The organism is Nostoc cf. edaphicum LEGE 07299 (genome assembly GCF_015207245.1).
In the GTDB taxonomy this organism is placed as follows: domain Bacteria; phylum Cyanobacteriota; class Cyanobacteriia; order Cyanobacteriales; family Nostocaceae; genus Nostoc; species Nostoc edaphicum_B.
Window position 1 is genome coordinate 1 of sequence record NZ_JADEXF010000820.1, and the last position, 3,033, is coordinate 3,033.

A 3,033-nucleotide genomic window follows, 5' to 3' on the forward strand; every position below is an offset into this window, starting at 1 on the left:
ATTATTTGTGAACCACGAGATCCTCGACTTCTATAAGAAGTCGAGGATTTTAGTCTTGTCGATAAGATTACTATAAAAACTAAAAATTAATATACCTTGAGGTAGAAGAAAGAACTGTACCTAAACACTTAGGATGCCTGTGAGCTTAAGATATTTAATCTATCTTCTACCTCAAAAGGCTCATAACAAAAAAATTAGGAGATTTTTTTCATGCAAAAAATTCTATTAAGTTTAAAACAAGCATTACATTCAAGCTTTTTAGTTATTATCTTGATGGTTTTCATCAGCTTGTCAGGTTCTTTCATTTTTATTCAGCAAACTAGTCATGCAACTACTCTTGAAGAATTAAAACTAATACCTCCAGAGTATAAACCAAATTCTGAAGAAAAAATTAATCGTGCTAACGAATTTGACCCAGGTGTTGGCATTCAAGAAGAAGACAGACAAAAAGCTTATGAGCAAGCAATAAAAGATTCAAAAAATCTTAATACTATAGAGAAGACTTACGAAAGAAATTTGAAGGCTGAACAAGAACAAAATCCTCCAGAAAGTTTTGGCGAAAAAGCGAAAGAAGTTATTGAAAAGGTGACGGGTAAATAGGGAATATATATTTAATCCCCAACAGCTTCCTTACTAGCGTTGGGGAGTAATATTCAAAGCCTTTTTCTGGTTTGGAGTCACAGGTTTATAAATTTAAATTTTAGGGTGTGTTATCGCTGAGAGTACAGCACCATCAACAATTTAAGGTGCTTAACCTTGGGCATAACATACCCTATATTTGTTTCTACTCAAATTCATCTATTGTGGCGGGAACATTAGCCTTTATCTTATTACCAATATTGCGCTCATACCACTTCATTAATGGAGTTGCACTGATGCCATGTATAATTACAGAAGCTACAATAGTGGTGTAAGTTATCCAAGCAATTTGTTCGGCAGCTTCACCTTTTAAGCCATTACCAAAGGCATAGGCCAGATAATATAAAGAGCCGACACCGCGAATACCAAACCATCCAATCAACCACCTAGTTCCTGGATGAAAAGTTCGGCGGTGTGATTCTACAGGACGTTTGCCTATTGTGCTAATCCAAACTCCTACAGGTCGGATTATGAAGAATAATAAAATTATCACTAATAAAGATTGCATAGCGTAGTTGAGCATTGGCTTGAATAATAATATTGATCCCAATAGTAAAATTGTTCCAACTTCCAGCAGTTTTTCAAGCTGCTCAACAAATTTCAACTGTGCTAGCGGTTTTTCAGGATTTCTGTAACTGCGTTGGACAACTAACCCAGCAACAAATACTGCTAGAAATCCATAGCCATTCACCATTTCTGTTAAAGAATAAGTTAGTAGGATTGTGCTGATAGCAATAAAATCTTCCATTAACTCATCGGCACGACGACGTTTTTGAATTCTTTTTTCAATCCAAACTATAGATTTTGCTACAACAAATCCCATAACAATACCAGCTGCGATCGCCCAAATTAAATCAACCGCAATCCACCCTTTTAACCAGTTACCCCAGTTATCATCTTTTAATGCATGAAGACCAAAATAAACGAAGGGAAAAGCTAAAGCATCGTTTAACCCACCTTCAGAAGTTAAACCAAATCTCAACTCATCTTGGTCGTTTATATCAGTCAGTTGTACTTCTGATGCTAATACCGGATCGGTAGGTGCAAGAATTGCTCCTAATAAAATCGCTTCTCCCCAATTCATCCCTAAAAACAATTTACCCACAACAGCCAGAGCAAAAATTGAAATTGGCATCAGAAATACAATCAATCGCGTCGTAATGCCCCAAGTCCCCAACCTTAGAGGACGAACAATTCTTAAGCCGCAGCTAAACACAGAAATAATTACTACAAATTCTGTTATTTTTTCCAGCAGTTCGGCATTAAAAACGTCATCTCGACGTAATTGAATCAGCCCAAAGGCATAAGGGCCTAGAAAAATACCAACCACTAGATAGATAAGAGCAAAAGAAAGAGGTAAACGAGCAATCCAACCTGACCCTAATGTGACCATTAGTAGAAGTAGACCAATCACAAATAGGTCAATAATATAGATATCTACCATATAGCGATTTACATAAATATAAGGTGTTGCTTTGTAAGCTTAGTTGCAATAGCTTTGTATTAGAATTTACCTATGGACAGATTTTCTATGATTAGGAATTTAGAGACATCACTAAATTGGAGAAGAAGGGAATAGATAAATTTGGGCGTTGGCTTTGCCCATCGTAAAAATCGCACTTTGATTATTTGTTAGAAGTCCTTTAACTGATCGGATGTGGCACAGGAATATCGCTCAGACACACCTATACGCTTTTACGAATGGTTTATAAGCTAAACGACACCTAGTTTGCATATCCAAAATTTATATAACTCTTGTGGCGTAGGCCGAAAAGCGTACGCTAATTATGCAAGTAAAATGTGGAACAGCTTAATCGTGTCCGGTTAAATACTTATATTAAAACCGCAGACGAGAGGGATTTTTGGACTTTCTGCATAGATTCGGGAATAGAGCTAATTAGCCGGACACGATATATTTCCTACTTTCTGACTCAGAGATTGCCAATTTAGTACAAATATACTATAATAGGTATAGCGTCCACAAAGCCTAGCCAAATGCATAATGGCTCTGTGAAAACCTTCTGGAAGATGGATTCAAGGGTTAGTTCGATGATGAAGCATTATATTCTCAACCTCAATCCGACTGCCAAGCATGAATGGGATCGGTGTATTTTACGTGACCCGCTGACTGCCAAACGCCCAGACATTGCTAAACTAGTTGCCGAAGCAGTTGGTGCTGATACAGGTAGTTATTTGGTCAGCGTGAATATTGAAGTTCAAGTTTTGCAGCAAGCGGCAGTACCTCAAGCCGAACAACTCTCGCTTTCATTTCCAGAAGTGAGTGTGCCGTCACAACCACAATTGCAAGAAGCAGCTTGAGCTAAAGTGTAGAATTTGGCAAAAAATAATTAGCCTGCTTATGCAGGCTAACTTTGTTAGCCGCAGACTTCAGTC

3 protein-coding genes are annotated in these 3,033 nt (G+C 37.5%); 2 read left to right on the plus strand and 1 reads right to left on the minus strand.

Features of this window, described 5'->3' with window-relative positions:
- Positions 1-210 precede the first annotated feature (210 nt).
- Complete coding sequence (locus tag IQ229_RS21125; RefSeq protein ID WP_194047087.1) at positions 211-600, plus strand: hypothetical protein; 390 nt, start codon at positions 211-213, stop codon at positions 598-600.
- Positions 601-784: 184 nt separating this feature from the next.
- Here the strand turns inward: IQ229_RS21125 and IQ229_RS21130 are convergent, their stop codons facing one another.
- Positions 785-2,083: a cation:proton antiporter gene (locus IQ229_RS21130; protein WP_194047089.1), complete on the minus strand. Its 1,299-nt coding sequence runs from the start codon at positions 2,081-2,083 to the stop codon at positions 785-787.
- A 605-nt stretch (positions 2,084-2,688) separates the two neighbouring features.
- Here IQ229_RS21130 and IQ229_RS21135 point away from each other — a divergent pair.
- Positions 2,689-2,958 (plus strand): hypothetical protein, encoded by a 270-nt coding sequence (locus IQ229_RS21135; protein WP_194047091.1) that lies wholly within the window; start codon positions 2,689-2,691, stop codon positions 2,956-2,958.
- The last annotated feature ends 75 nt before the right edge of the window (positions 2,959-3,033 follow it).

Coding starts and splice junctions, on each gene's coding strand:
- IQ229_RS21125 (WP_194047087.1), top strand. CDS start 211: ATGCAAAAAATTCTATTAAGTTTAAAACAAGCATTACATTCAAGCTTT.
- IQ229_RS21130 (WP_194047089.1), bottom strand. CDS start 2,083: ATGGTAGATATCTATATTATTGACCTATTTGTGATTGGTCTACTTCTA.
- IQ229_RS21135 (WP_194047091.1), top strand. CDS start 2,689: ATGATGAAGCATTATATTCTCAACCTCAATCCGACTGCCAAGCATGAA.